The sequence below is a fragment of the Cryobacterium sp. SO1 genome (assembly GCF_004210215.2).
GTDB lineage: Bacteria > Actinomycetota > Actinomycetes > Actinomycetales > Microbacteriaceae > Cryobacterium.
The window spans coordinates 410,280-435,638 of sequence record NZ_CP067394.1; the positions used below are offsets into that span (position 1 = coordinate 410,280).

The following is a 25,359-nucleotide window of genomic DNA, read 5'->3' on the forward strand; positions in this document are numbered from 1 at the left end:
GGGGCCGTAGTGGGCGGCTCTGCCGCCTGGGACCGTGCGCCGAGGTGGTCCTTGTGCGTCGGGGTGTTATCCAAGGGCCCAAACCCCGTTCTGGCTGGTCAAACCGAGGTTGAGGAGCCGTTTGAGATTGATCGCGGCAGCACGGATCACCCACCCCGCATTGTTCTTGGCAACGCCGCGGTAGCGGACCCGCCGGGCCCCGCGCGTCATCCACGCCAGCGTCCGTTCAATCATTGGACGGTGCTGGCGATAAAGGGCTTGAAAGTCCGGGTCCTGAGCGGTGACGCGGTGCTCCCGGCGAACCTGATCCAGCGGATGAATCTGCATCTTCTTGCCGGACTTCGCGGTGGTGCACTGCGCCATCAGCGGGCAGGCCTTGCACGAACTACCAAAACTGGCCCGTCGTTTCGGGCTGAGCGACCGGACGTTCCCGGCCGGGCAGGTCACGGTCTGCAGGGTTTCATCCACGGTGAAGTCATCGATGGTGAATCCGCCCGGAACGGCTCGGCCCAGCGGCATCGGCTTGATGATCGGCCGGTGCCCAGCGGCATGAATCTCGGTCAGGAGCCCGCCGCTGCCATAGGCCGAATCACCCAGCACGTCAATGTTTTGCTCACCGATGCTGACGTCGGCCGCGAGCAGCTCGCCGCCGCGAGCCGCGTCGCTGTTTTGCGAACCAGAGGCTTTCGTGAGCATTGCCGCCGTCACCAACCCGGTGTCGGGCTCCGCGTTGACGTGGGCTTTATAGCCGTCGATCTTTTTCTGGCGGCTCTTGTGCGCATGGCGGGCATCAGGATCGACGGTGGAAATCACCCGGTCGGGAGCGACCCGGCGGGCGATCCGCCACCGCCCGTCGGTCCCGTCGGACCCGTCGGCGGGTTCCACGTCTTGGCCGGCGACCAAGGCAAGCAGCGCGACGGTTTCCTGCTGCTTCTTGTTGAGGATATGGACGTTGATGCTGCCCAGCAGAGCGAGAGCATCGGTGACCAGGCGGGAGACGAGCTCGTCGCGGGCGTCGCGGTCGTCCCACGCAATGTCGGGCTTGCCCGGCTGGGAGTAATCATGGCCGGTCAAGCCGGCGACGCTCACGTCCGCGCCGGGGATCTCCCGGCCAACACGGCGGATCTGTCCGACCAGCTGCGTGACGGTGTCCTGCCGGGCAACCGCATCCTCCAAAATTGTTGAGTCCAACGCCCGGCGTTTGCGCCCCGACAATGCTCCGGACTGGGCAATGACCGCGGTCACGGCCTCAAAAATGCGGTGCGGCCGGTCACTGGCAGCCAAGCGTTTGCGCCAATAGACCAGCACGGTCGGGTGGAAAGAGGTTTCAGTCAGCGCGAACCCGCAGGCGGCTTTCCACCGCAGGTCATACGTCAACGCCTCGGCCGCTTCCCTGTCGGAAAGGTTGTGCAGTGTTTGCAACACCATCACCGACGCGATCACGTCCGCCGGTATTGACGGGCGGCCGTTCTGCGAGGAAAACAAGTCCGCAAACGCATCATCGGGAAACAGCTCCCGACGGTGCGCTGCGAGGAAAGCGAACACCGATCCAGGCGGAAGCAAGTGCCCCGCTACGGCATCGACATCGTAAATCTCACGCTGACCATCATCACAACCCTGCATCACCCCAGTCTTAACGACCAAGAGCCGACCCGCCGCAGGCGCGCCTTAAATAAGCGACACCCGCACCCAAAGTTGTTCAGCGGCCTCCTAGCGGGCGCGGTGCACCACCAGGGGTGCAACGAACGCACCCAGGGCGGAGGGGCGACCTAGAACGTGTCGCGCCCGGCCTCATCCGACGCCGCGAGGCGGTAGCCGACGCCGCGCACGGTCTCGAGCCAGCGCGGGGAGGTGAGGCTGTCGCCAAGTTTGCGGCGCAGGTTGCTCAGGTGCGCCTCAACGGCGCGCTTGTCGGCCTCGTTCACGTAGTAGGACGTCACGTAGCTCTCGCCGCGCAGCAGCAGCGCCAGGTCGGCCTTGCTGCGCACCCGCCGCTTCGATTCGAGCAACGCGGCCAGCAGGTCGAACTCGGTGCGGGTGAGGTCCAGCTCCACGGTGCCGAGCATGGCCAGGCGCATGTCGTTGCTGAGCCGCAGGCCGTTGTGTTCCAGCCAGTCGTCCGCCCGCTCGTCGCTGCTGGCGGAGGCGGCGGAGGTCGCCTGCGCCACCGGTGCGGCGTGCGCGCCCGTGTGCGTGCCGGGAACCGAAACCGGGGCCAGGCTCGGCGGCAGGTCGGCGGCGGGCGGAGCAGGCGCCATCACCGGCGGCACATAGGCGGGGGTGAACGCGGGCTCGGCGGCCACCGGCGCGGCCGGGGCGTACGCGACCGGCGCCACCGTCGCGACCGGTTCCTGCTCGGTGCCGTCCGGCGGCAGCGCCAGGCGGGGCCGGCGCAGCATGGCGTCGATGCGGGCGCGCAGTTCACGCGGCCGGAACGGCTTGGTCAGGTAGTCATCGGCGCCGGCCTCGAGGCCCTGCAGGGTGTCGATCTCCTCGTCGCGGGCGGTGAGCATCACAAGATACGTGGCGCTGAACGCGCGAATCCGCTTGGCGGTCTCGAAGCCGTCCATGCCGGGCATGCTCACGTCGAGAGTCGTGACGATCGGGTCATAGGCGCGAACCGCGCGCACCCCGTCCAGACCGTTGCTCGTCGCGATTGCGTCGAATCCGGCCTGCGTGAGTACGGCTTCAAGCAGATGGCGGATGTCTGCGTCGTCCTCAATAATCACCGCTACCCTGCGAATTTCCCCGGCTGACGACATACCTGAGTATATGACGTGGTCTGAGCATCCATCACCTCGACCAGGGCGAGCCCGGAGGCCCGTTACCAGCCGGCGGCGGCCGCGAGTTCGAGGGCTCGCTCGTTCCACCATTCGCCCGCGGCCGGCCCGTTGTTGCAGGTGCCGTCGCTCTCGCCGGGTTCCTTCACCCACAGGTTCGCGTCGCGCAGGCCCCCATCGGTGGTCGCCTCCGGGGTGGTGCCCAGCGCCCGGCCGGTGGGGTTGCACCACTCTCCGTTGCCGCCGCGGCCGTTGCGCGAGGTGTCGACGATGAAGTGGGCGCCATTCGTCAGGGCGGACACCGCTTCGCCGAAGGCCTGCTCCGCGGCCGAGTCGTTGTAGTTGGAGACGTTCGTCGCGAAACCGCGCACGTTCTGCACGCCGGCCCGGTTGAGCAGGTCAGCGGCGGTGGCCGGGTCGAGCCAGTCGGAGTGGCCCGCGTCGAGGTACACCGTGGCGAGCGTGGGCGCGAAGGTGCTGATGCCCTGCTGAATCTGCTGCACCCGCTGGTCGACGTTGCCGCACTCCGTGGCCAGTGACAGGGCATCCGGTTCGAGAATCACCACGGATGGCGTGAGTGTGAGCGCCGTCGCTATCGAGGCAACCCAGGTCGGGTAGTCGGTCTCCGAGAGGCCGCCGGCGGAGAAGTTGCCGCAGTCGCGGTCGGGGATGCCGTAGATGACGAACACCGGCGTCTGCCCGGTGGCGACGGCGGCGTCCACGATCGCGGCGACGTCGGCCTGCACGGTGTCCATCGGGTATTTCTCCGGCAGCAGCCAGATCGCGGCGGGCTGCTCCGCCATCCGCGCCAGGGTGGCGGCCTCGGCGGAGTCCGGGTCGGCGGTCGCGGCGGCGGCGGCGGCCCCGTTCGCGGTCGAATCAGGGTTGGTATAGAGGGAGAGCCCGGCGAGCGGGTTGCTGTGGGCGGCGCTGGTCACCGGAACGGCGAAGGTCCCGATGAACAGGCCCAGGGCCACGATGGGCGCGGCGAGGGCGATGATGCCCAGGGAAATGCCCAGACGGCTTCCGGTGGAGTCCATTGGGCCATCCTATGGGTCACCCCTATGGGTCACCCCTATGGGTCACCCCGGTGGGTCACCCTTGTGAGTAATCCCGACACGGCGCCGCGGATGCTCGCCCGCGGCACCCCGGCCGGCTGCCGCGCCCGCAGCCGCACCCCGCCGAAGCCGCCCGCGCGCCGGGTTAGAGTAAGAACGTGAATTCAGAAAAGGTCGATGTCGCCCTGATTGGCGGGGGAATCATGAGCGCCACCCTGGCCACCCTGCTCGCCGAACTGCAGCCCGACTGGAACATCCAGGTCTACGAGCGCCTCGGCGAGCTCGCCCAGGAGAGCTCGAACCCGTGGAACAACGCCGGCACCGGGCACGCGGCGCTCTGCGAACTCAACTACATGCCGCAGGCGGCCGATGGCTCCGTCACCGCCGAGAAGGCCGTGGCCATCAACGAGCAGTTCCAGATCAGCCGCCAGCTCTGGGCGCACCTGGTCGAAACCGGGGTGCTGCCCGAGCCGGAGAAGTTCATCAACTCCACCCCGCACATGACGTTCGTGCACGGCGCCGCCAACGTGGACTACCTGCGCAAACGCCGCGACGCGCTCGCCGACCAGCCGCTGTTCGCCGGCCTCGAGTACAGCGAAGATCCCGCCGTGATCGAGACCTGGACCCCGCTGCTCACCACGAAGCGCGCCGCCACCCAGAAGATCGCCGCGACCCGCATCGAATCCGGCACCGACGTGGACTTCGGCGCCCTCACCCGCTACCTCTTCGACTCGCTCAAGAAGCGCGGCGTGAAGGTGCACCTCAACCAGCAGGTCACCAGTCTCAAGCAGCAGGACGACGGCTCTTGGAAGCTCAAGCTGCTCAGCCTGGTAGGCCGGTACACGAACACCGTCGAGGCCAAATTCGTTTTCGTCGGCGCCGGCGGCGGCGCCCTCGCCCTGCTGCAGAAGAGCGGCATCCCCGAGATCAAGGGTTTCGGCGGCTTCCCCATCAGCGGCCAGTTCCTGCGAACCGCCAACCCCCAGGTCGTGGCCCAGCATCAGGCCAAGGTCTACGGCAAGGCCGCCGTGGGCGCCCCGCCGATGTCGGTGCCACACCTCGACACCCGGGTGGTGGATGGCGAGACCTCGCTTCTGTTCGGCCCGTTCGCCGGCTTCAGCCCCAAGTTCCTCAAAACCAGCACCTGGTTCGACCTGCCGTTCTCGGTGCGCGCGCACAACCTCGTGCCGATGCTCGCCGTGGCCAAGAACAACTTCGGCCTGATGAAGTACCTGATCGGTGAGGTTTTCGCCTCCCGAAAGGCCAAACTGGGCGCGCTGCAGGAATTCATGCCCACCGCCAAGGCCGAGGACTGGGAGCTGATCACCGCCGGTCAGCGCGTGCAGGTGATGAAGAAGGATGCCGCGCAAGGCGGCATCCTGCAGTTCGGCACCGAGGTCATCACCTCCGCCGACGGCAGCATCGCGGGGCTGCTCGGCGCCTCGCCCGGAGCCTCCACCGCGGCCCCGATCATGGTGGACCTGCTGGCGCGCTGCTTCCCCGGCGAGTACTCCCGCTGGGAGCCGCAGCTGCGAGAAATGGTCCCGAGTCTGGGCACCAAGCTCTCCGACGACCCCGCAGCCGCAGCCGCCTCCCTGGCCGCCACCGCGGCAACCCTGCACCTCACCGCGTAGGTTCTCCGGGGATCGCCCGGAAAACAGGAAACAGTGAGTTTAGGAGGACGCAATCGGCGAAAGCATCCTCGTAAACGGACTATGGCCTTATTATCGTGCGTGGTCCCCAACGCCCCGCCCGACGGATGCGCCCCCCGCCGAGCCGGCTTGGCGGCACCCGTAGCGCATAACTCCTGCAATTTCGTCTGAAGAGGCCCAAAACCGGCCGTTTGGGCTGGTTTTCGCGAGGATTGCAGGAGTTATGTCACACCCGCGCCCGTTACGGCGCTGGCGGATGACCGGCCCGCCTGCGCTTGCATCCCACTCGAACATGTGTTCGACTGGATGCATGCGCTGGAGTGGACAGGAACTGACGACAGAGCAGGCCGGCGCGCTGCCCGGCCTCGCCCGCCTGAACAACCTGGTGCGCAGCGTCCGCACCCCCGAATTCGACGGGATCACCTTCCACGAGGTGCTCGCCAAGTCCGCCCTCAACCGCGTGCCCGGCCAAAGCGCCATGCCGTTCGGCTGGACCATCAACCCGTACCGGGGCTGTTCTCATGCGTGTGCATATTGTTTTGCCCGCCCCACCCACAACTACCTCGACCTCGACGCCGGTAAGGACTTCGACAACGAGATCATCGTCAAGGTCAACGTGGCCGAGGTGCTCCGCAAAGAGCTCACCAAGCCCACCTGGGGCAAGCATCCGGTGGCCCTGGGCACCAACACCGACCCGTACCAGCGGGCCGAGGGACGCTACCGGCTGATGCCCGGCATCATCGCGGCGCTCGCCGACTCCGGCACCCCGTTCTCGATCCTCACCAAGGGCACCCTGCTGCGCCGCGATCTCGACCTGCTCCAGGAAGCCAGCCTGCGGGTGCCGGTAGACCTCGCCATGTCGATCGCGATCTACGACGACGCCCTGCAGCAGGCCGTGGAACCGGGCACTCCGAGCACCAAGGCCCGGCTGGCCACGGTCAGCGCCATTCGCGACAAGGGCATGGACTGCTCGGTCTTCATGATGCCGATCCTGCCTTTCCTCACCGATACCCGCGCCCACCTCGACGAGGCCATGCGGCAGGCCAAGGCCGCCGGCGCCACCGGGGTGCTCTACAGCGCCCTCTATCTCAAGCCGGGCGTCAAGGAGTGGTACTTCCACTGGCTCGAACAGGACCACCCCGAGCTGATGCCCAAGTACCACGAGCTTTACAAACGCGGGGCCTACGCGCCCAAGGAGTACCGCCAGTGGCTGGCCGAGCGCATCCAGCCGCTGATTCGCGCGCACGGGCTGCAGCGCCGCACCGAGGATCCGGCCACCGGCGGCATCCTCTCGACGGCCCTGACCGCGGCGCCCTCCCGCGCCGCCCAACCCGGCGGCCCGGTCGTCCCGCCCTCCCTGATCGCCGCCGAGCTGCCGCTCGACCTGACACCCACCCTGTTCTGAGCTGCGCGAGTCAGGCGCCGCCAGGCGGGTGGCGCGCCACGGGCATAGCGGCGCCTACCCCGCACAGCGGCACAACAGGCTCGATCAACGGGACACTCGCCTACTCAACGGAGGGGGAGTACCGACGCACACTCTGCCGCACAACTGCGATAATCAGCGGTGGAGAGGGCGCAATGTCACTAGGTCTACCCGGCCACCTGGTCAAGGCCACGCTCAGTCGTGCCCTGGCCCGGGCGTCGCACTGGTTCGGCCTCGTCTGCCTGGCCGGCGCCCTGTTCTCGGTGCTGGCGCTGAGCGTGTTCCCGCCCACCGACCGGCTACAGGTCACCGTCGCCGCGATCCTCGGCATGGGCGCGCTGCTGGCCCTGCTCGCCCGCTGGCGCACGGTGCCGCTCACCCTCGCCTACCTGCTGCTCGGCGCCGTGTGCACCTACCTGTTCACCAGCGCGGTGCTGGGCATGCCCGGCGTCTTCCCGTCCTCGGACATGTTCCTGATCTCCCTGCCCAAGATGGCCCTGATCATGGTCGGCGGCGCCGGCTCCGGCGCGCTGATCGGCGTGCTGTGGAGCACGGTCGGTTTCCTCCTCGCCGAGGTCGCCGCCACCCTCGCCGTCTCGCAAACCCCGGTGCCCGACCGCCCCGACGTGTTCAGCATCGTCACCTACCTGTTTCTGGTCGGCGTGATGCTGCTCGACGGACTCGCCCGCCGCACCGGGCGCACCGCCCAGCCGGCCATCCACCGGGCCGTGCAAGACGACGAGTCCCGCATCCTGCGCCACGACTTCGACGTGCGTGCCATCGCCCTCATGCACGACACCACCCTCAACCAGCTGGTGTCGGTGGCCCGCGCCAAACCCGGCCCCATGACCCGCGGCCTCGAGGCGGGCCTCCGCGAGACCCTGCAGACCCTCGCCGACCGTGACTGGCTCACCCACGTCGACGAACGCACCGCCGCATCCGCCGGCAATGACGGATGGCTGTCCAGCGCCGTGTTCCGCGCCATCGACCGCATGCGTGACCGTGGTCTGGTCGTGGACATCACCGGCGACAAGGAGTCACTCGCCCGCCTCGACCCGCAGAGTGACCGGGAGCTGGGCCTGGCGGTGCAGCAATGCCTGGTCAACGTGCTGCTGCACGCCGGCATCGTCACCGCCGAGGTGGTCATCGACGCCGACGACCAGAACGTCTCGGTGATGGTGCTCGATGCCGGCCGCGGCTTCATGGAGGCCGAAACCGGCAGCGACCGGCTGGGCCTGCGCCAATCTGTACGCAAGCGCATCGAACGGCTCGGCGGCTCCGTGCAGATCTGGTCCCGGCCCGGCGCCGGCACCTCGGTGCTGCTCACCCTGCCCGCCCCGCCCGTAGTGGCGAGCACCATCGCCGCAGCCTCCGAAGAAGCCGCCGCCGAGTTGCCCCCGTCCGGACCAGTCGTCCCGGCAGACCGGGGCACCTCGTTCGCAGCAGGGCAACTCCCGGATGCCCCCACCCCCGAGCCCACCCCGTGACCCGCCGACGCTCCACCCAGCAGCGCCTCGATCCGCTGGGCACCCTCGCCGCCTGGCCGCTGGCCCCCCTGATCGCCGCGATCGTGCTCTGTTACTCCGTGATCGCCACGGTCCTGCAACAGAACCAGATCCAGAACCCGCTCCTTGCCACCCTCGCCGTGCTCGCCATGGGCGCCGCCGCCGGCACCCTGGTGATCGCCGCCCAGCCGGCCAACGCCCCGTTCAACGGCCGCATGCACCTCGTGATGGCCGCCCTCGCACTGCTCGGCTACCTCTTCGAACAGTTCAGCCGCTGGGGCTCCAACCTGCTCGTGCAAGACGACTTCGGCCCGGTCTGTATCGGCTTCCTGCTCCTGGCGCTGGCCCCCTACCGGCCCTGGCGGCAGATCGCCCTCTCCGGCGCCGTCGCCAGCATTGTCGCCATCGTGATCACCCTGCCGCAGGCCGACTCGTTCAAGGTCACCGTGCCCGTCGCCGTATACGCGATCGTCTCGGCCACCCAGATCCTCGCTCCCGCCGCCGCCGGCGCCGCGTATTCCCGCCGTATTGTGCGCTCCATCCTGGCCTGGCAGACGGATGCCCGCCGCGCCATCGTCGCCCGCACCGAAGAAGCCCGCGGCCAAATGGCCCGGGCAGTGGTGGAACAGCAGGTCGCCGCCCTGAAATCCGGTGTGATCCCGTTCCTCGCCGATCTCCTCGAACGCGGCACCGTCACCGCCCTGGACATCGCCCAGGCCGGCCAGCTCGCCGCCGAGGTGCGCCGTACCCTGGTCGCCGAGATCGACCGCACCTGGCTGGACAGCGTGGCCACCCGGGAACGCGCCGCCCTGACCGAGCGCGGCACCCCCGGGTTGCTCGTCGTGGCCGACCCCGAGCACCGTGCCACCGCGTTCCGTGCCGAACAGCGCGCCGCCACCGCCGCCCTGATCGGTGCCCTCTGCGCGGCGCCCGGCTTCGACCCGCACAGCCTCGTCGTGCAGATCACCGGCACCGCCCCGCCGGTCAGGTCCGCCCCGAGCAAGGCCAGACCGGCGCAGGCGCTCCCCACCATGGCCCAGGACACCGCATCCGTGCCCCGCCTGCCCCGCACGCCCGCGGCCAAGCCCGCGCCCGCCGCCGCGGCGCCGGCCCAGGTGGACACCATCACCATCCAGGCCGCCCTCGACCTGCCGCCGCGCAAAGCAAAAGCCCTGCTCCGCCCGTACCTGGGTGTCATCCGGGTGGTCTTCGACAACGTGCGGGTCACCGTGCGCAGGCCCTCGCTCACGATCGAGTACGACAGCGTCCGCGACCCCAACGACGCATCCGCAGCCCCACAGGCGCCGTCCACCCCGGCCACCCCCGCAGGGGTGCGTGCTCAGAAAGCGCCCCGCCAAGTACGCTGAAACCTCAACGTACAAAAAGGCGGTACCGGCGGTTATGGCGAAACTGTATTTCCGATACGGGGCGATGAACAGCGGCAAGAGCACCTCGATGCTCCAAGCCGCCTACAACTATGAGGAGCGCGGCCACCGGGTACTGCTGGCCAAACCGTCGATCGACACCAAAGGCGACCGCGGCGTCCTCTCCCGGCTGGGCGTCACCCGCGGCGTCGACTTCCTGCTCACCCCCGAGACGGATGCCTACGCCCTGTTCCAGCAACACCGCGCCCACACCGAAACCGACACCGGACTCGACGTCAGCGCCCTGCTCGTCGACGAGGCGCAGTTCCTCACCGAAACCCAGGTCGACGACCTACTTCGCATCGCGATCATCGAGAACATCCCGGTTCTGGCCTACGGCATCCGCACCGACTTCCAGACCGTCGCGTTCCCGGGCAGCCGCCGGCTGCTCGAGGTCTCGCACAGCCTCGAAGAGCTCAAGACCATCTGCCGGTGCGGCCGCAAGGCCGTGTTCAACGGGCGCAAGGTCGACGGCGTCTTCGTCTTCGACGGCGACCAGGTGGCCATCGACGGCGTCGAGGTCGCCTACGAGTCGCTCTGCGGCTCCTGCTACCTCGAGGAGAGCCACGGCGTGCTCAACAACCGCCGCCGCGAACCCGTCAGCCGGAACGACGGCCACGACCAGGGCCAGGCGCCGGGGCGCTCAACCGATACGGATGCGCAGAATGCGAATCATCCGGTCGAGAGCGCCCCAGCGAGCCCCCCGGCTCGTTCCCCTTCATTACCCTAGGCACGCGGCCTCGCAGGCGAAAGCCGTTATTTATAGGGGCACCCGTTTCGGGTCTGCACGAGAGGCACAGAATGAACCGGTACCGGGTCGCGCTGATCGACGACCATGAGATCGTGGTGCGCGGGTTCGCCAGCCTGTTCGCCACCCTCCCCGAGATCGAGGTGGTGGCCACCGTCGCCACGGTCACCGAGCTGCTCAGCGAGGTGGGCGAGACCCCCATCGACCTCGTGATCCTCGACCTCCGCCTGGCCGACGGCTCCACCGTCACCGGCAACGTCGACCGGCTGCGGGCCACCGGCGTGGCCGTGCTCGCGTTCACCGGCGGCGACGACGCGCAGCTGATGCGCGCCGCCGCCCGCAGCGGGGTGCTCGGTGTGGTGCGCAAATCCGAGCCCACCGGCGTGCTGCTCGACGCGGTCACCCGCGCGGCGGCCGGCGACACCATCGCGTCCACCGAGTGGGCGGCGGCCCTGGATGGCGCCCCCGACCTCTCCGATGCCGGCCTGAGCCCCCGCGAGCGGGAAGTGCTCTCGCTCTACGCCGCCGGCGCCAAGGCGCCGCTGGTGGCCTCGCACACCGGGCTGTCCGAGCTCACCGTGGTCGACTACATCCGTCGGGTGCGCTCCAAGTACGAACGGGTCGGCCGGCCGGCGAACACCAAGATCGACCTGTACAAGCGCGCCCTGGAAGACGGCATCCTGCCGGTTCCCGGCCACTCATGAGCACCCCGGATCCGCTGGTCGAGCCAACCGCGCTGGTCGAGCCTGTCGAGACCGACCCCCTTCCTCTGGTTGAGTCCGTCGGGACCCCCGACCCCACTCACACCGCCACCGCCAACCTCACCCGGCTGCTCTGCATCGCCGTGGCCGCCGCGGCCGGCATCTTCGGCCTCCTGGCGATCCCCCTGTTCCTGGCCCAGGCCGGCAACCCGAGCGCGCCGGCGGCCGCGGCCGGCTTCGCGGTGTCGTTCGGTCTGCCCATCGCTCTCGGCGTCAGCGTGCGGTGGGCCACGCCGCGCATCTTGCAGGTCATCGTCGCCGCCGCGGCGCTCTGTTTCGTCCTGATCTTGAGTCTCCGGTTCCTCCTCACCGCCGAACCGATGCCCGCCGGCGCCGACATCTCCTGGGTGATCACCTTCACGGGGGTGCCCTGTGTGGCTGTGGCCATTTTTGCCCGTGAGAGCGTGGCCTGGGGGTTCACTCTGCTGGCCTGCACCCTGAGCGGGATGGTGCGGTTCCGCACCTCGGCCGAGGCCTACCCGGCCCTCGTCGGCCTCGCCGACGGGCTCTACTCCCTGCTGTTGGTGAGCGTGTTCGTCGCCTTCACCCTCGCTGCCCGCCGGTCCGCGACCCGCGTCGACAATGCCGCCCTGCTCACCCGGCAGGCCGAAGCGCTCCGCGCCGCGCAGGTCGCCGGCCGGCAGGAGCGGTTGACCATCGATGCGCTCGTACACGACAGCGTCATCTCCACCCTGTTGATGGCGGGCCTGGGCCGCACCCCGCCGGAGGTGGTCTCCGGGCACGCGTCGAAAACCCTCAGCCAGCTCGACGCGCTGAGCTTCCCGCCCGTTCAGCCGGTGGTGCTGGTCTCCGAGGCCGTCCGCCGCATCGGCCGGCTGGTTCAGCAGATCGCCCCGAATGCCGCGCTGCGGGTCGACATCCCGCCTCGCGCCGGCCAGCACGTCGACATCGAACGCACCGTGCCATCGGTGGCCGTGGCGGCCATCCTCGGCGCCGTCGGCGAGGCCCTGCGCAACTCGGTCGCCTCCGCCGCCGGGCACTACCCGATGATCCGAGCGGTGCACCGTGCGGTCTCGATCCTGTCCACCACCGACGGCTTCCAGGTCACCGTCAGCGACGACGGGGCCGGGTTCGACCCCGCGCTGGTGCCGCCGGATCGGCTGGGCATCGCCGAGAGCATCCTGGGCCGCATGGAGCGCCTGCCCGACGGCGCGGCCCACGTGCGCTCAGCCCCCGGCCGCGGCACCGAGGTCGTCGTCGCCTGGGCCCCCGACCGCCGGTCACTCGACCCCACCGAGCCGAACTCGCTGGTCGAGCCGAACTCGCTGGTCGAGCCGAATCCGCTGGCCGAGGCTGTCCCGTTGGTCGAGCGTGTCGAGACCCGCCGTCACGACCGCCGAGCCACCGAACGCCGCCCCGAGTCCATCCCGCAGCCCGACCCGACCCCGCACGAAACCGACCAAGCCGCTCTGGCCCGCACCTTCGACCTCACCACCCCCCTGGCCAAGCTGATTTTGGCACTTTTCGTCCTCGTTCACGGCCTACTCGCCATCATCGACATCGTGCCCGGGCGGCCCATCGCCCTCATGTTCGGCGCCTACCTCGCCATCGTGTTCTCCGCCGTCGCCCTGATGCGCCCCCTCAACCGTCCCTACCCCAGCACGCAGGTCGCCCTGGCCCTCGGACTCAGCGGCGCGGGCGCGGTCGTGATGTTCGTTTACCTCCCCGGCCAGAACGACGTCCCGTTCGCGCACTGGCATCTCGGCGCCATCACCCTGATCTTGGTGGTGCTCGCCGCCCGCGGCCACATCTGGTCGGCCTGGGTGGGCTACCTGGTCCTGGCCCTCTTTGCGGTCGGCTGGGCCGTCCACACCGGTCAGTCGGGCCTACTCGGCGGCGAACTGGTCAGCCGGCATGCCGGAACCTTGCTCGCCGGCACCCTCTTCGTGGTGGGGCTCGGCCGTTCCGAACGGGCCCTCCGGGTGCTCAACCAGGTCGACCTGACCCGCGCCCGGCACGACGCCACCACCGTCGCGGCCATCCGTGAGCGCAAGGCGCAGCTGCGCCGGGTCAATGCCCTGGCCCGGCCCACCTTGCTGCGCCTGGCCGAGACGCACGCCCTGACCGACGAGGAGCGCGCCCAGTGCCTCCTCGTCGAGGCCAGCCTCCGCGACGCCATCCGTGGCCGCGCCCTGTTCCTGGAACCCGTGATCACCGCCGTGAGCACCGCCCGGCAACGGGGGGTGCCCCTATGTGTTTCGTCAAGTCTTGATGGGGGTTTTGTTTTCGTAGAGCGTGCCATCGCGGAGCATGGCGTAGAGCACGTCACAGCGTCGGCGGGCGAGGGCTATGAGGGCTTGGTTATGGCGTTTACCTTGGGCGATCTTGCGGTCGTAGTAGGTGCGTGAGACGGGGTCGCTGAGGGCCGCGAAGGCGGAGAGGAACAGCGTGCGTTTGAGGACTTTGTTGCCACGCCGTGAGGGGTGCTCGCCTCGGATGGATGATCCGGAGCGTCTGGTGACCGGCGCCAGGCCGGCGTAGGAAGCGAGGTGGCCGGCGGTGGCGAACTCCTTGCCGGAGATCTCGGTGATGACACGGGCGGCGGTCCTCACACCGACCCCGGGCATGCTCGTGATGATCGGTTCCAGTGGGTTGGCGTCGACGAGCTCGGCGACCTCGACGGCAATTTCGGTGCGTTGGCGGTGGAGCGTGCTGAGCTGCTCGGCGAGGCGCGGCAGCACGGCGCGTGTGGCGTGGGTGCCACCAACGATGACGGTCTGCTCGGAGAGCGCCTGGAAGATTTCCTCTGCTAAGCGGCGGCCCATCCGTGGCGCGAGCTTGATGAGGCGGTTGCCGACCCGGACCCTCCCGGCGGCCGTCAGTGCTGTCGGTGTCGGGTATTTCTGGAGGAGATCCAGGACGGCCGGGTGGTCGAGGTGCGGGCCCAGTACCCGCTCCAACGCTGGGTGGATCTGCATCAGCAGCCCCCGGATCCGGTTGCTGGTGGCGGTCATCTGGCCGACGATGTCATCGTCGAATCCGCACAGCATCGATAGTTCAGCGATCTGCTCGTCTTCAAGGCGCAGCGGGCGCAGAGCGTGCGGGAGGGTGCGGGCAGCTTCGGCGATGATGGCCGCGTCGCGGGCATCCGTCTTTGCCTCACCGGGGTGCAAGTCGGCGATTCGACGCATAGCCAGCCCGGGCAAATAGGCCACGAGGATGCCTTCGGCATAAGCGACGGCGACGGGCAGAGCGCCGACTGTTTCGGGCTGGTCGACGACTAGGAGGACCTGCCCGCGGACCTTGAGTTTCTGGATCACGGCGCGCAGTCTTGCCTCGTCATTGGGGAGCGCTTTGTCATAGAGGCGTTTCCCAGAGCGGTCCAGAGCGACCGCGTGATGTTCGCTTTTTCCAACGTCAACACCGATGAACACGTCGACGCTGTCGTAATTCTCAATCATGAGTTTCCCGTCAGCCATGCGGATTAGTTGGCCTGTCCACGGCATCAAGTCTCGGCATCCACGTTACGTTCGACCCAGAAACGAGTTCCAGTCGAGCCCCTATTAGCGATCACCCAATGCCAGTCAGGCCCGGTGACAACACCCCCCGGATCATTAACGACTGGGGGCAACAACCATGCCGGGCCTAACAGGCCAACACCCTTCAGAAGCAAGCTTCAAGGGCTACTTACAAGGTAACGGGGGTGGAGGTCGTCGTCCTGGACGACAGCGGCGAGAGCCCGCCCGAAGCGCTGGCTGACCTGGCCCGCACTCTCGCCGACGTGCTCGACTCCGTCGACTCCGGCAAGGTCACGGTTCGAGTCCTGCCGCCCGGCCGCCCGGATCTCGCAACCCTCGTGATCGAGTCTGGCTCCCCGCGCCTCCTGGCCGTCGCCGCCGACGGCACTCTGCGCCGCGCCTGACCATCGCACCCCGAATCAGAGTGTCAGCGCTCCATGCATCCACACGCTCCGCGCAAAGGATGCTCGCCCGGAGCTCGATGGAGTGCCGTTGTGGGCGGAGCCGTCCTGGCCAACGGGCAAGCGGTCACCGACATTGATTCGTCCCTCGTGCGGGCCACGCCGACAGGCCAGATGTCGCGCGATGGAAATCGACCGGTGATTGCGGCGACGTAATCGTATGACACCATAAAGGGGGGCGCAGGTATTCGGCCTCCACATGCACGTCAATGAAAGGCTCCTGAGTGGAACTTCGCGACTACATTCGAATCCTGCGCAAAGGTTGGGTGGTTATCGTCTTGTTGACCCTGGTCGGAGTCGGTGCCGCCGCCGCATACTCGCTCACTCTGACCCCTCGCTACAGCGCGACAGCGAAGGTGTTCGTCTCCACCCAGGGAGCGGGGACCACCAGCGAACTCCAGCAGGGCAGCACGTTCACCGTGCAGCGGGTGAAGACCTACTCCAGCTTGGTGTCCACACCGATCGTGCTCCTGCCGGTGATCGAGACCCTTGGGCTGGGCATCACGAGCGATCAGCTCGCGGGTAGGGTCACCGCTTCGGCACCTCTGGACACTTCGATCATCACCATCAACGTCTCCGATACGGATCCGGCGCGAGCGGCTGAAACCGCGAACGCCGTCTCGGCGAGCCTCGCAGCGGTGGTGGAGGAAATCGAGTCCCCCGACGCCGTCGACGCTCTGTCCCCGGTCAAACTCACCCCCGCGCAGGAGGCCACCGTTCCGGCGAGGCCGATGAGCCCGAACGTGCCCCTGAATATCGTGCTCGGTACCATTCTCGGCCTGGCCCTGGGACTGACCGTGGCCGTGCTCCGCGAAACGCTGGAGACCCGCATCCGCAACGAGCGCGACGTCGAAGGAGTCACCGACGTCCCGATCCTGGGGGGCATCGTGTTCGACCCCCGCGCCCATGACCGGCCTCTTATCGTGCACTCCGACCCACGCAGCCCCCGTGCCGAATCGTTCCGCACGCTGCGCACCAATTTACAGTTCCTCGACGTGGGTCGGGCGGACCGCAGCTTCGTGGTTACGTCGTCCATCGAGAGTGAGGGCAAGAGCACCACCGGCGCTAACCTGGCCATCGCTTTGGCGGATGCCGGCTCGCGCGTTCTCCTTGTCGATGCCGACCTGCGCCGGCCCACGGTTGCCGAGTACATGGGTGTTGAGGGTGCTGTCGGGCTCACCGACCTGCTCATCGACCGCGCGGAGCTCGAAGACCTGATCCAGCCGTGGGGCAAGGGCGAGCTGTTCGTCCTCCCGGCAGGGCAGATCCCGCCGAACCCCAGCGAGCTGCTCGGCTCGGCTCGCATGAACCACTTCATCGGTGAGTTCAACAAGATGTTCGATGTGGTCATCTACGACACCCCGCCGCTTCTTCCCGTCACCGACGCCGCCATCCTGGCCAAGAGCGTCGGAGGCACGATCGTCGTGGTCGCCGCTGGACGTACTCATAAGAACCAGCTCCAGGGCGCCCTCAGCGCGCTCCGCAATGTGGGTGCGCCGGTCTCCGGACTGGTGCTCACCATGGTGCCGACGAAGGGACCGGACGCCTACGGGTACGGCCGCTACGGCCACGGCTACGGATATGGCAACGGAACCGAGGTGGCCGAAGTTTCGACGCCCGCACCGGCACCGAAGGTGAGCGTGTGAAGACCACCAGGGTGGGGGGGCTGAGCGTGGCACCGAACGACACTCCGACACCGTTCACTGTGCTGGTCGTGTGCACAGGAAACATCTGCCGGTCTCCTCTGGCGGAGCAACTCCTGCGAGCGCGCCTGGGAGAGCTGGGCGTATCGGTCAAGGTCCACAGCGCAGGCAGCCGCGCCATGGCCGGTGACGCCATGACCCCGGAAGCGGCACATGTCTCCCGTCGGTACGGGGGAGCGGGCGACGGCCACGTGGCCCGTCAGCTCACCGCATCGCTCATTTCCGAGGCGGATCTTGTGCTTACGGCCACCCGCGAGCACCGCAGTGCCGTTGCCGCCCTGTATCCGCGTGCCGTGCGGTACAGCTTCACCCTCACCCAGCTGGCCCGACTTGTCGCGCCCATGGTCTCGTCGCAACAGGTGTCGGGCGGATCGGCTGCCGATGGCGAGTCTGGCCGCCCGGACCCGGCAGGTACAGCCCGCATCCTGCGCGCCCTCGTCGCCGAGGTCGCCGCAACCCGGGGGTTCTCGCCGCCCCCCCAGCGGCCCGCCGATGACGACATCGACGACCCATACCGCCGAGCCATGGGCGTGTACGACAGCGTCGGCTTGATTGTCAACCGTGCCGTGACGACGATCTCGGGTGCGTTCGGGTCGGCGGCGCAGTTAATCTAGACGTAACCCGAATGGGGTACGTTAAAACGACGGTCGGTCTCCTGGAATGTGCGGGAGTGCAGCTGATCGCCCTGCCGGACAAAGCACTCGCCCACCCCGACAGGTTGTCTCCAGGTGCACACACCAGCGGAGACCTTGCCTGGCACTGTCGCCGCCGCTCAAGCCGCCGGCACTCCTGGGTCCGGCAAACGCTGGGGTGAAGCGATCACTGGATGAGGGCGCGTCGGGTAATGACTCGGAGCGTCACGGGGGGAATATGAGTAAAACAGAGATGGTGGCCGGGCTCTCGGACCCGAAAACGCCGTCCGTTAACCGCGACTGGCGCGACACGTATGCCGTTCGGCTCGCTGTGACCGACTGTCTCGTACTCGTGTGGGTCGTCTTCGGCGTGCAGATCGCCTGGTTCGGTGTCACCGCGTCCGACGTTCAGTTCCGTGGCCGGTTCAACGAAGTCGCCGTGAGCTACACGGTCTTCTCAGTGTCGATAATCGCCGCGTGGATGCTGGTGCTGGGCATCTATGGAAGCCGCGGCTACCGGGTACTCGGCACCGGCCCCCAGGAGTACAAGCAGGTGACGAACGCCACCGTGCGACTCTTCGGCCTGGTCGCCATCATCGCCTTCCTGTTCCACATCGACATCGCGCGCGGCTATATCCTGATCGCCTTCCCGCTTGGCCTCATAGTGCTGCTGCTTTCGCGCTGGATGTGGCGCCAGTGGCTGGGAGTTCAGCGCTTCGACGGGCGCTTCTCGTCGCGCGTGCTGTTGGTCGGCTCCGAAGCCACGGCGACCCACCTTGCCCGTGAACTGGCCAGACAACCATCCGCGGGCTACTACGTCGTTGGCGCGTGCATCCTGAGCGGCCCTCTGGCGGAGCGCCTTCCCGGCACCGACATTCCCGTCTTCAGCGACATCGACAAGCTGCAGGCGGCGATGGCCGCTGTCAACGCGGACACCGTGGTCGTCACAAGCAGCGACGAACTGCCCCCTGCCCGGATGCGAGAACTCAGCTGGAGCCTGGAACCGGGTCGACAGCACCTGGTCGTAGCGCCGAGCCTCACCGACATTGGTGGCCCACGCATTCACACCAGGCCGGTGGCCGGACTTCCGCTCATTCACGTGGAAACCCCTCGGTACGAGGGCATGAAGCTGTACACGAAGCGGGGGTTCGACCTGCTCGGCAGCGCAGCCTTGATCCTCTGCCTGTCGCCCTTCCTGGTCATCATTGCGATGGCGATTCGGTTCAGCACACCAGGGAAGGTGTTGTTCCGGCAGGAGAGGGTCGGCATCAACGGCCAGCCCTTCTACATGCTCAAGTTCCGTTCGATGGTCACGGATGCCGAAACACAGCTGGCCGGCCTTCAGGACCTCTCCGAGGGCAACGCCGTCATGTTCAAGATGAAGGACGATCCGCGCATTACTCCCATCGGCAAGTTCCTGCGCAGATTCAGCCTCGACGAATTGCCCCAGTTGTTCAACGTCTTCGGCGGCACCATGTCCCTCGTCGGCCCTCGCCCACCGCTTGAGAAGGAGGTGTCGAAGTATGAGAACCACGTGCACCGGCGGTTCCTGGTCAAACCCGGCATCACCGGCCTGTGGCAGGTCAGCGGCCGATCCAACCTGTCATGGGAAGACACCGTGCGGCTCGACCTCTACTACGTCGAGAACTGGTCGATGACGGGCGATGTCGCCATCCTCTGGCGCACGGCGAAGGCCGTACTGGCGCGCGAGGGCGCGTATTAGCCGCGTCAGCCCCACGGGCCGATCATCCGCATCGGACGCTGGGGCCGACCTGACAGGCACTTCGAACCATGAACAGGAGGGCCCGCCCGTGAGCACAGCTCGCCGATATCGCGTGGGCGGTCAATTCGCCTGGGTGTCCGGCGGTCGTATTTTGGCGGCCCTGATCCAGGCGATCATCATGCTTGTGCTCGTTCGTGCGGTGGCGCCGGCAGAATTCGGCTTCTTCGCAGCGGTATACGGGGTGATGACGCTGGCGCAGACCTTCTTCGACTTCGGCCTGCCGACCCTCGTCATTCGCGAGCGCGCCAAACGGGCGAACCCCGCTATCGTGGCCGCCGCGCTGCGCCTGAACAACTCGCTCTCCCTCATCATGGGGGTGTTGCTCATAGCCGTCACCGGGCTGCTCGGAGTCGTGGCCGACTCGCGGTTCTTCCTGTTGTTGCCCCTCGGCCTCTGGGCTGCGGCCGAGCGAAACGCGGATGCCTGGCTGGGCGTGGTCTTCGCCGACGGTGATGCCCGCATCAACACGGCCAACCTGGTAGCACGGCGGATGGGAAATCTGGCGTTGTTCATCGGATTCACCCTGTGGACGCCGATCGACCCGGTCCTGGCCTTTGGCATATCCTCAGCCGCCGCAGCCTGCGCGTCCTGGGTGTTCGCCCACGTCGTCGTGGGCAGGCTGCTCGAGTCCACCGACCGCGTCGCCGCGCGCGTTTTGCTCCGGTTGTCCTGGCCCTACTGGATCAATTCTGTCGCCACTCAGGCGCGCAACCTCGATGCCACGATCATCGGCTTTGTCGCCGGCACCGCGCAGGCCGGTTTTTATGCGGCGGCCGCTCGCCTGACCAGTCCACTGCGCATCCTGCCCACGTCGCTGGCCTCGGTGCTCCTGCCGGCTTCGTCTACCCGCAACTCGAGCACGATGCGCGGGCTTCTCAAGCTGGTCGCCATCGTCGTGGGCGGGCTCGGGCTCTTCTACCTGCTCCTCGGACTGGCCGTGCCGTATGTCGTGCCCATCGTGCTCGGCGAGGCGTACACGGGAGCCATCCTGGCCCTGCAGATCACAGCCGTGGGTCTGGTCTTTGCTGCCGCGGCGTCACTGCTCGGTTCTCTCCTGCAGGGAGTGGGCCTCAAGCACTTCGTCGCGGGCACCGCTGTGCTGACCACGCTCGTCTGCCTCATCGGCGTCGGAATCGGTGGGTTGATGTGGGGCGCCGCGGGCGCCGCGTGCGGCTTGGCCTTTTCCTACGTGGTACAGAGCGCCGTCCTGGTGACCCGCCTGACAACCTTCATCCTTCGAAAGGAGCCCAACCGATGAGCTCATCAGCAACCCGGTCTTCCCCGCGGCCGCGCCGCACGGTGTTCTACAGTGTCGCCGCGCAGTGGGACAACCTCGGTGACATCGAAATACGAAACGCCGCGCTGGGATGGATCCGTGCCACGGACAGTGACGTCATCGCCTTCGCAGGCACAATGCCGCCGGCCTACCTCGAGGCCTTCGACATCGACGAACGAGTCCGGTTCGTCACCAATCCCGTGCAGTATCAGGCTCTGCTCTGGCAATACCTCGTGCGCCGACGAGCGTCGATCGTCTTCGCTCCGGGACCCCAGGTATTCGGACCGAGCATAAGGGCGATCAGCAAATCGCTGATCAACCTGGCTAATGTCGCCGCGGTCAGGAGCTCAGGCGGTGCCGTGCTGGCGGTCGGGCGGTCTCTTCGTGGACATGGTCGTGTGGCCCGACGGGTTGAAGCCGCCGTCGTGGCGATGTTCCAGCTCTACGTCGTGCGGGACACCCGGTCGGCGCAGGTGCTGGGAGAAGAGCTGGCCGGTGCACCCGACCTCGCGTTCGCGCACACCTTCAGCGACGCTGCCACCGTTCGTGGCCGAACCAACGTCGTGATCTCCCTGCGCGGCGATCGCCCCATCGCGGTGGATGGCCTGAGGGTCGTCGTCGGCCACTTGCGGGACCGAGGGCTGACCCCGGTTCTGGTCACGCAGGTCAAGCGTGACGACGACCGGCATCGCGCCCTCGGCCGTGAACTCGACGTGCCCACCGTCTTGTGGGGGAACCATTCGCATGCCGAGCAGCTCGAACGGGCCCGCATCGCGTATGCCCAGGCCGGCGCTGTGCTGAGCAACCGGCTGCACGCGCTCATCTTCGGAATTCAGCACGGCGCCGCACCGATTGCGGTGCTCGACCGCGGATCCGACAAACTGACGTCCACCCTGCGGCCGTGGGTGGATTTGCGCACCACCAGTCCCGACTTCGATGGGCCCAGCGACGTGGACTGGGCGAACGCCGATATCGTGGGCCCCGCCGGAGCGGTCGAGGTTGAGGCCGAACAGGCCCGTCTTGCACTGGCCGGCATCCAGCGGCAGTTTTCTCAGTTTCTCGGTGTCGTCGCAGTCGCCCCGGTTGCCGGGGTCCGGGCATGAGCCGGCCGCGCCGCTCGCTCGTAGCGATAACCCAGCCCTACGTTCCCGGCTACCGGGTACCCCTGTGGGCCAGGGTCGTCGACAACCTCAAGAGTGAAGGCGTCGAATGCCGCGTGTTCTACGGCGGCGATGCAGAACAGCTGCGCATCCGAGCCGGCCGTGGCGACGGTGTAGAGACAGTGTGGGCCACGCAGGTGCCGACGCGCACGCTCACCCTGCACCGTCGGCTGCCCAAGCTCATCTTCCGCACCCTGCCGCGGCGATGGCGGGCACGCCGAGTACTTTTGGTCACGGAGATGCAGGTGTCCAATATGAACGCCTGGCTGGCCATAGCCTCCGGCCGTCGGGTGGTCACCCTCGGTCACGGTACCTCGGACACGACCGACCAGAACCGGCTTGCCGTGGCGCTGGAAAACCAGCTCAACCGGTGGGCGGACCACGTGCTGACCTACACCGAGCGAGGCCGCCGACATGTCACCGGCGAGGGCCGGGCTCGTCAGAACCAGGTGACCGCTTTCCACAATGCGACCGACACAGTCCAGCTTCGCGCCGCCCTGGCCGCTGTGACCGCCCACCGCCAGGATGAGTTCCGCGCCGCTCACGGAATACCGGGCAACGCCCAGATCGACCTCTATCTGGGCGCGTTGAACCGGCACAAGAATATCGATCTGCTCGTGGACGCCGCCCGGACAGTGTTCGCGGCCGACCCTTTCCGCTGGGTGGTCGTCGCCGGCTGGGGAGAAGATGCCGCCAGGCTCGAGGCTCTCGCGGCCGAGACCGGCAGGGTGGTGCTCCTGGGCCAGGCTGAGCCCGCACAGTACGCCGCCGCCGCGAGCCAGGCCGGTTTGCTTCTGAATCCCGGTCGGGTCGGCCTCGTCGCCGTCGACGCGCTCATCATGGGCCTGCCCATCCTCACCACGTCCGCCAGCGCGCACGCACCGGAATTCGACTATCTGCGGCCCGGCATCGACGTCATCGAAACCGCGCCGACCTCGGAGGCATACGCCACCGCGTGGCTGTCCGGTCCCACCCCGATCCAGATTCCGCCGTCGGACGTGCCCTCCATCGAGGCCGCGGCCGACATCATCAGCGGCGTCATCCTGGCCCAACTGGAGGAACATCGATGAGCGCCGGCACCCAGCGCGTGCTGCACTACTACGCGCGATATCTTGAACACCCCTCCGGCGTGACCGATTCGCTCAATCATTGGGCAGAGGCGTCCCTCGCCGCCGGCGACGACGTGTCCATCCTGGCGGCCGAACCCACCGGCGGTGACCGTAACGAATTCGCGTTCGAGGGCGTCGTGAAGACCATTCCGCACTGGGGCAGGAACCGAGGAACCTGGGTGCCCATCGGATTGGTGCGGGAACTGAAGCGCGGCGACCTCCTTGTTCTCCACGAAGGGTGGGTGCTCAGCAATGTCGTGGCGGGAGCCATCGCCCGGATCCGCGGCGCGCGAATCGTGGTGATGCCCCACGGCGTCTACGAACAGCAGATTGTTGCGAACCAACGCGATGTGCTCGGCATTCGCGCCCGCATGGACCGCTGGCTGCTGGGCCGGGCCAGCGCAGTGCACGTCTTCTACCCCGGAGAGCAAACCGTCGTCAAAGAGTTCGCGTCCTCCGTCACGCGATTCATCACCGTACCCAACGGCACGACCGAGGTTCCGGCCGACGCGATGTGGACCGGCGCCGGCAACTATTTTCTCTGGATTGGCCGGTTTGATCTGTTCCACAAGGGCATCGACAACCTGCTGGAATTCTGGGCGAGGCTGCCGCTGCCGCGCCCGAAGCTCCGGCTGGTCGGTCCGGACTTCCAGAACGGTCGCGCCGAGGCTGTGGCCCTGGTCGATCGGCTCGGACTCGAGGACAGCGTCGACATCAGCGGACGCGTGTCGGGTGCGGCAAAGGACGAGCTGCTCGCGAGGTGTCTCGCCTACGTGCACCCGTCCCGGTGGGAGTCCTGCAGCATCATGCTGCTTGAGGCTGCTGCAGCCGGAGTACCCAGCCTGATCTCCGACAGCATTCACGCTGCGGACGAACTCGGCCCGCTGCGGGTGCTGCACTCGGTCGACTTCACCGACGACACCGTCGACGGTCAGGCCGCCCTCGAATCAGTGGCCGGCAACCGGGAGCTGGCCGGAAACGCTCGCGACTGGGCGGCCACAGAAGCACGGTGGTCCCGGGTCGGCAGACAGATGGTTGAGGCGCACACCGCCCTCGGCCTGAGAACACAAGGAGGATTACGCCCATGAGCGTTGTAGTAGTAGACCCCGGGATGACCTCCACGAATCTGGGCGACCAGATTATTTCGGATGCCATCCACCGGGAATTCATCACCCCGCTGAGCCGCTCCACCCATGTCGAGGTGATTCCCATGCACGGACCGTTATCGGATGCGTCGCGGGACGCCCTGCGGTCCGCCGACGAGGTTGTCGTCTGCGGCACCAACCTGCTGTCCAACCACATGCGCTTCCGTACCAGCTGGGAATGGGACCGCGCCGACATCGAGCTGGCCAAGGGCAAGCTCACCGTGTTCGGTGCCGGCTGGTGGCAGTACCAGGTTGGCGCGATCGACCCTGTCAGCGCCCGCTGGATGAAGTCCATGGGCGGCGGACGAACGTGGGGCGTACGAGACGCGTACTCGGCCAAGCGCCTGGCTGCGGCAGGCGTGGCGTCTGCGCACATCTCCTGCCCCACGCTATGGCGGGTCGGCGAGCAGCCCTTGCCGTCGACACAGAAACGGATTATCGCCACCTTCACCGACTACAACCAGGACCCGCTCGCCGACCGCCGGCTGATCGACCTGCTCGAGTCGCGCCACGACGTGCTCTATTGGCCACAGGGCCCGGGTGATCGTCGCTACATCGAATCGATTTCGCCCGGCGCGCCCACTTTCATCGATCCAAGCCTGGCTGCATTCGACCACGAGCTCCAGCAGCCGGACACGGCCTACGTCGGTCTCCGCCTCCACGGCGGAATCCGTGCACTGCAGTTCGGCGTGCCGAGTTTGATTCTCAGCATCGACAACCGCGCGCGTGAGATCAGCCGTTCGGTCGGCCTCCGTGCGCCGTCCCGGCACGCATTCCGTGACATCGAACACGCCCTGGACGGGCAGAGCCCCGTCGCGATCGAGCTCCCCGCCGACGCGATCGAATCCTGGACGAAGACTTGGAGCCTCGCATGAGCAAGCTGACCCCAACCCGCACGGCGACGACTGTTCTGGCGTGCGCCGTTCCGCGCACCTGGGCTTCGGCGCACGGCTCGGCCGACGCGATCGGGTCCGACCTATCGACGTTCGACTTCGTGCTGGTCTTCAACGCCGACCAATACCTGCACGTGCTCGCGGCGGACGGGCAGCCGATCCTCATCACCCGTGACTTCAGCGTGACCGATCGCAGGGGCAAGCTGCGGCTGCGCCTCGGCCGTCTTATCGAGCCATGGCGACTCCGTCGCACGTTGCTCAATGAGGGTGTCACCCGCCTCACGATCCTGCCTGGACCAGGCGCTCTCGCGTACCGGATCGCCGCCATCATGGGCCGCGTCCCGGTCTCGTAGTTCGACGGGCGATC

General features: G+C 67.6%; 18 protein-coding genes and 2 pseudogenes. 16 read left to right on the forward strand and 4 right to left on the reverse strand.

The genetic code is table 11. The features are described from left to right. Positions 1–66: 66 nt before the first annotated feature. The 3 genes from BJQ95_RS02000 to BJQ95_RS02010 all read right to left on the reverse strand — a co-directional run bounded on the left by BJQ95_RS02000 (position 67) and on the right by BJQ95_RS02010 (position 3,820). Positions 67–1,623 carry an IS1182 family transposase gene (locus BJQ95_RS02000; protein WP_256041428.1) on the reverse strand — a complete coding sequence of 519 codons (1,557 nt, stop codon included), beginning with the start codon at positions 1,621–1,623 and terminating at the stop codon, positions 67–69. Between the two features lie 146 nt (positions 1,624–1,769). Next, a complete protein-coding gene (locus tag BJQ95_RS02005; RefSeq protein ID WP_370688362.1) occupies positions 1,770–2,729 on the reverse strand; it encodes a response regulator transcription factor in 960 nt (319 codons plus the stop codon). 95 nt (positions 2,730–2,824) lie between these two features. Then, positions 2,825–3,820 (reverse strand): glycoside hydrolase family 6 protein, encoded by a 996-nt coding sequence (locus BJQ95_RS02010; protein ID WP_130178304.1) that lies wholly within the window; start codon positions 3,818–3,820, stop codon positions 2,825–2,827. A 221-nt stretch (positions 3,821–4,041) separates the two neighbouring features. On the opposite strand from BJQ95_RS02010, the gene BJQ95_RS02015 reads away from it, so the two are divergent. The 6 genes and pseudogenes from BJQ95_RS02015 to BJQ95_RS02040 all read left to right on the forward strand — a co-directional run bounded on the left by BJQ95_RS02015 (position 4,042) and on the right by BJQ95_RS02040 (position 11,294). Next, complete coding sequence (locus BJQ95_RS02015; RefSeq protein WP_240694817.1) at positions 4,042–5,472, forward strand: malate:quinone oxidoreductase; 1,431 nt, start codon at positions 4,042–4,044, stop codon at positions 5,470–5,472. Positions 5,473–5,800: 328 nt separating this feature from the next. Continuing rightward, positions 5,801–6,895 (forward strand): Rv2578c family radical SAM protein, encoded by a 1,095-nt coding sequence (locus BJQ95_RS02020; RefSeq protein WP_130178306.1) that lies wholly within the window; start codon positions 5,801–5,803, stop codon positions 6,893–6,895. A gap of 173 nt (positions 6,896–7,068) precedes the next feature. Next, a complete protein-coding gene (locus BJQ95_RS02025) occupies positions 7,069–8,400 on the forward strand; it encodes a sensor histidine kinase (RefSeq protein ID WP_256041494.1) in 1,332 nt (443 codons plus the stop codon). Continuing rightward, positions 8,397–9,785 (forward strand): hypothetical protein, encoded by a 1,389-nt coding sequence (locus BJQ95_RS02030; RefSeq protein WP_130176936.1) that lies wholly within the window; start codon positions 8,397–8,399, stop codon positions 9,783–9,785. Before BJQ95_RS02025 ends, BJQ95_RS02030 begins: the two co-directional genes overlap by 4 nt. 34 nt (positions 9,786–9,819) lie before the next feature. Then, a pseudogene (locus BJQ95_RS02035) lies at positions 9,820–10,422 on the forward strand (thymidine kinase); the annotation flags it as partial. A 221-nt stretch (positions 10,423–10,643) separates the two neighbouring features. Beyond that, the gene (locus BJQ95_RS02040; RefSeq protein ID WP_130176938.1) at positions 10,644–11,294 is read left to right on the forward strand and encodes a response regulator transcription factor; all 651 of its coding nucleotides are present in this window, start codon (positions 10,644–10,646) and stop codon (positions 11,292–11,294) included. A gap of 2,279 nt (positions 11,295–13,573) precedes the next feature. Here the strand turns inward: BJQ95_RS02040 and BJQ95_RS02045 are convergent. After that, positions 13,574–14,831, reverse strand: a pseudogene (locus BJQ95_RS02045) (IS110 family transposase). 184 nt (positions 14,832–15,015) lie between these two features. Here BJQ95_RS02045 and BJQ95_RS02050 point away from each other — a divergent pair. From BJQ95_RS02050 to BJQ95_RS02095, 10 genes are all read left to right on the forward strand, one after another. Then, positions 15,016–15,234, forward strand: coding sequence for a hypothetical protein (locus tag BJQ95_RS02050; protein ID WP_130176346.1), 219 nt, complete (start codon positions 15,016–15,018; stop codon positions 15,232–15,234). 281 nt (positions 15,235–15,515) lie between these two features. After that, a complete protein-coding gene (locus tag BJQ95_RS02055; RefSeq protein ID WP_130176345.1) occupies positions 15,516–16,937 on the forward strand; it encodes a polysaccharide biosynthesis tyrosine autokinase in 1,422 nt (473 codons plus the stop codon). Next, positions 16,934–17,608: a hypothetical protein gene (locus BJQ95_RS02060; protein WP_165384850.1), complete on the forward strand. Its 675-nt coding sequence runs from the start codon at positions 16,934–16,936 to the stop codon at positions 17,606–17,608. Before BJQ95_RS02055 ends, BJQ95_RS02060 begins: the two co-directional genes overlap by 4 nt. 349 nt (positions 17,609–17,957) lie before the next feature. Further along, positions 17,958–19,349, forward strand: a complete 1,392-nt coding sequence (locus BJQ95_RS02065) for a sugar transferase (RefSeq protein ID WP_240694588.1) — start codon at positions 17,958–17,960, stop codon at positions 19,347–19,349. A gap of 88 nt (positions 19,350–19,437) precedes the next feature. Then, positions 19,438–20,667, forward strand: coding sequence for an oligosaccharide flippase family protein (locus BJQ95_RS02070; protein WP_165384849.1), 1,230 nt, complete (start codon positions 19,438–19,440; stop codon positions 20,665–20,667). Continuing rightward, positions 20,664–21,788, forward strand: a complete 1,125-nt coding sequence (locus BJQ95_RS02075) for a polysaccharide pyruvyl transferase family protein (RefSeq protein WP_130176341.1) — start codon at positions 20,664–20,666, stop codon at positions 21,786–21,788. The genes BJQ95_RS02070 and BJQ95_RS02075 overlap by 4 nt, the downstream gene beginning before the upstream one ends. Further along, the gene (locus tag BJQ95_RS02080; RefSeq protein ID WP_130176340.1) at positions 21,785–22,915 is read left to right on the forward strand and encodes a glycosyltransferase; all 1,131 of its coding nucleotides are present in this window, start codon (positions 21,785–21,787) and stop codon (positions 22,913–22,915) included. Before BJQ95_RS02075 ends, BJQ95_RS02080 begins: the two co-directional genes overlap by 4 nt. Beyond that, positions 22,912–24,042: a glycosyltransferase family 4 protein gene (locus tag BJQ95_RS02085; RefSeq protein WP_130176339.1), complete on the forward strand. Its 1,131-nt coding sequence runs from the start codon at positions 22,912–22,914 to the stop codon at positions 24,040–24,042. The genes BJQ95_RS02080 and BJQ95_RS02085 overlap by 4 nt, the downstream gene beginning before the upstream one ends. Further along, positions 24,039–24,974 (forward strand): polysaccharide pyruvyl transferase family protein, encoded by a 936-nt coding sequence (locus tag BJQ95_RS02090; RefSeq protein ID WP_130176338.1) that lies wholly within the window; start codon positions 24,039–24,041, stop codon positions 24,972–24,974. Before BJQ95_RS02085 ends, BJQ95_RS02090 begins: the two co-directional genes overlap by 4 nt. Continuing rightward, positions 24,971–25,345, forward strand: a complete 375-nt coding sequence (locus BJQ95_RS02095) for a hypothetical protein (protein ID WP_130176337.1) — start codon at positions 24,971–24,973, stop codon at positions 25,343–25,345. Before BJQ95_RS02090 ends, BJQ95_RS02095 begins: the two co-directional genes overlap by 4 nt. The last annotated feature ends 14 nt before the right edge of the window (positions 25,346–25,359 follow it).